This is a genomic window from Pseudomonas sp. PA-5-4B (assembly GCF_021606215.1).
GTDB classification, from domain to species: domain Bacteria; phylum Pseudomonadota; class Gammaproteobacteria; order Pseudomonadales; family Pseudomonadaceae; genus Aquipseudomonas; species Aquipseudomonas edaphica.
Map to the genome: position 1 here is coordinate 1 of NZ_WKDB01000132.1, position 3697 is coordinate 3697.

1 protein-coding gene is annotated in these 3697 nt (G+C 42.2%); it reads right to left on the reverse strand.

Going from position 1 to position 3697, the window contains the following annotated elements; all coding sequences use genetic code 11:
- Positions 1-207 precede the first annotated feature (207 nt).
- On the reverse strand, positions 208-3504 hold the full coding sequence (locus GIW28_RS30455) for a P-loop NTPase fold protein (protein ID WP_236459104.1): 3297 nt from the start codon (positions 3502-3504) through the stop codon (positions 208-210).
- Positions 3505-3697 lie beyond the last annotated feature (193 nt).

Here is a 3697-nt window from a genome sequence, read left to right on the forward strand (position 1 = left end):
CCACCACCATCATCAACAACCCCAACCCCGCACCCGCCAACGAAATCGCCGGATCGCCCCACCCCGCATTAACGGAAAAAGGGGACGTATTATTTAGTTGGAAATAAATCTGTCCCATATTCGCTAGTGCCATCTTGGTCTGACCCGGTTCTGATCGAGCTCGGTGCCGCCGATTGTCCTAATATAAATATCATTAAGCTCGTGTTTTTAAGAGTTTGTTGCTTCTTTTATCAATGTCTTAAATTGTTTTTTCTTGGCGAAAGTTTGGTATAGTTTTGGCGCCCGCTCTCTAAGTTTTACAACCGCAAAAGCCATGGCCATAAGTAACTCTTGAGAGTAGTTGTATGCTGCGATTTGGGCCGCTCTGCTGTCAAGGAAGTTTAATACGTGTAAAGATTTCGCAGAGTCCTCGCTCAGGTACTCCAGAATCCCCAGCAGTTTTCCAACCTCAAGAGTGCTTGAAGGTTGGATATCCACTATTAAACCTCCAAATATTTGAAGGGCTTCGGCTATGTTGCGGTTGACGCTGTTTTCCGAGTAAATTAGATTTCTAATTTCTGTGCCTAATAGATTTTTTTGGCCTTGGTCTAAAATGTTTGTTAGTGCTTCGATATTCTGGATGCTGCGGTCGCTTATGCTGAAGTCTGCGGTGTCGACGAGTTTGGTTTTAAGGACGTTCGCGATTGCGATACGCGCAGCTGGAGATACCTTGAATTCGTCCAATGTTTTGAGGAGGTTCAGGAATATGGTGTGATTTTGGCTCGAACTGGTAATAATTGCTGTCCACTCTAGTTCGGTTCTTTCTTGTGAGCCATAGTAGAGGTATGAAGAGTTTTTGATTGCCGGGTATTGTTGCTTGCTGCTTGAAGGTATTTTTTTAACAAACTCAAGGTCCAACGCCTCTGCCGTTTCAAAGCTTATAGACATATGCCTTTCCCAGTCGTTTAGCCAAAGAAATAGCTGTTGCCCATCAACTTCGTGAGCCTCAAGGCCTTTGACGATTTTAGAGAAATTTTTGGTGATGTCAGTGTGCGCTACTCTAAAGATAGTGTCATTTTTTACGGCCCACGCGAAAATCTTAAAGATAATATTTTTGATGTTTTCTATTTCGAAGCCTGATATTAATGTATCAGCACGTATCCCTGATCTAAAAAATAGTTTAAATACAGCGCTATCTACTACAGCGTCTAAATTTTCGACCTCAGAAAGAATTTCGTATTTTTTAGCCTTCAGAAAAATAGTCGCTATAGCAGCGTTTTGATTTGGTGTTCTACCGGAAAAAGGTTGGTTGGCTAGGAAGGATAGAACTGTTTCATCTACGGATGGAAGAAGAGCAAGTCCGAAAAGAGCTCCATCGTTTATAGGGTTGTTTAATATCGTTTTTTGTAGGCCAGCAATTCCTGTTTTGGTGAATTGTGCGATAGTTGGAGAGCCTGTTTTTTTTGTTGAATAAATAAACTTTAATAGAAATTCACGCTGGTCTTCAGATATTGCGAGTAACGATTGATGTGACTCAGAGCTACTGCTAAAGTGTTTGAAGACGTTTGCATTTCCCTTCTCGCTGAAGCTGAAGTGATCTGGTTTGATTACTTTTAAATCTGAAGTGGGGAACACGACATGCAGCAGGTAGGCGGCGTTATCTGCGATGATCGTATCAATGTCTATATTCAAGGCATCTATATAGTGATCGTATTCCCTCAGTTTAGACACATGCTCGCTCAGTCGGTCTGCCTCAACGGATTCATTGACTGCTTCCTGTATAGGCGATGCTAGGATTTTTGTAAGGTTTTTAAAACCATCGGTGCTCAGACCAGCAGTACGACAATTTTTAAGAGCCTTGTAAAATGCACCTGTATCATCTCCGGTATCTCCGATGAAAGTATTAAGCTCACCATTTATTGTTGATATAACCAACTGCGTGTCTTCTTTTTCTAGCAGTTCGGCTGAGTCACTAATTATTTTTACCAGATTTGCTGTGTACCCTCCTTTAGCTAGAAGACGTTTTAGTGCATCTCGGAAGCCGAATACTGTGACGAGAGATGCAAAGCGCTTTAGGTCCTGTTCCTCAATTGATGCCATTAGAGGTACATCTATTAGTTCTGCTATTGCTATATTGCTGGTGGTCAGGAAATGGATTTGTAAGAATTGAATTTGCCAGCCGGACTCTATACTTGAACCGACTACGGTTTCCAGAATATGTTTAGTGGCGGCTACCTCCTTATCATCGATGTGCTCGTTTTTATCTTTATATAGCTCAGAAAATCCGTCTGATCGAAGAATTTCCTCAAGAGGATGATCGTTGTACTTGCAAAGTAGTAAGTGGGCGCCAATCGATATAAGGCTTATTTCTGGTCCTAGAATTAAGGAAGTTGTGGCGATGTCATTGATGAATCGTTTTTGCAAGCGCGGAGTAACAAGTTTTCCTGCCATAGGGCTGTGGCGTTGTAATAATAGTGCACATTTTTCTGCGATATCGCGACTACTCTCTGCGTAAGTGTTCTTCCAAAGCTTGTAGAATCCATCCTTCCAGCCAGCCGCGATGATTGGCGGGGATCGAAAAACGACGGGGAATTTTTTAGCTATAAAGTCTTTTGAGTCATAAGTACGGTCTTTGTCTGCTCCCAGATATTTAGCGACTTTGTTGGAGCAAAAAGGAACAATCGTAGTTAGGTTGTTTTCTTCGGATGCCCAAGTAAAAATTTCTAAATCACTCCAGACGGACCTGAGGCTATCTTTGGGTAATCTATCTAGATTGTCGAGAATTACAATATAGTGGATGTCTTTAAGTTGTTTTAAATCGGATTCGAGCGTTCGTTTTAGATCCAGTGGTGTGACCTCTTTTGCAACTTGAATTTTTTCTGTGATGGTATCATCTGAACCTCCTTTGAATAGATGGAATACGCTCCATGGCTGATCCCCTATTTTTGTACCTCTCAGGCTAAACCAAGCGATGATCAGCGTTATGAGTGGACTGATCAAGGACGCTGAGTGAAGTACGTAAATCCACGTTCCTACAGTGCGATCAAGTTTTGTTAGTGCGAATAGCTCTTTGAAGGAGCTTGCGGAGAAGAAGAGCGCGACTATTAATAATAGCGCCCAGCCGCTTACTTTACTAGTAGTGCTTTTTGTGTAGCTAAAGTGCCGGCCTAATGCCTTGTCACGATTATCTTGCAGTATTTTAATAGATTGCTTGTCTGTTACTGCGTGAGAGATAAGTTCGTCTGTGAAGAGTTCAATGAAATTGCTTTTTATAGAGCCCTGATAATTTTGTTCACAGTCGAAGAACCAAACTTTATACTTGGAGTTCGATTTTATGAGTTTTTGCTCGAGCATTTTTAGGATCGAGCTTTTGCCGGATCCGAATTCGCCGTCAAGGCCAATTACCCTAGAGTTTTTTTCGTCTGTTATGTAGTCACAAATAGCGGTCGCGACTTTTTCATGGCTACCACCTGGAAACACGTCTTGATCAGATGGATGTTCATTCTGGAATGATATGCGTGACACAGGAAGTCCCTTTGATTTGATCCATACTCAAAGGTGGCACAATAGCATCACTCCGGTGTGCTTGGCGATTGCTCGATTTCAGGCCTACTGTGAATGCGCACTCTCAAAAAAACCAAAAAAGGGACAGATTTCTTTGACAAAAAATCGGCAGCGTTTGGCCGCTGACCGTCACTCATCAATGACGACTAACAAC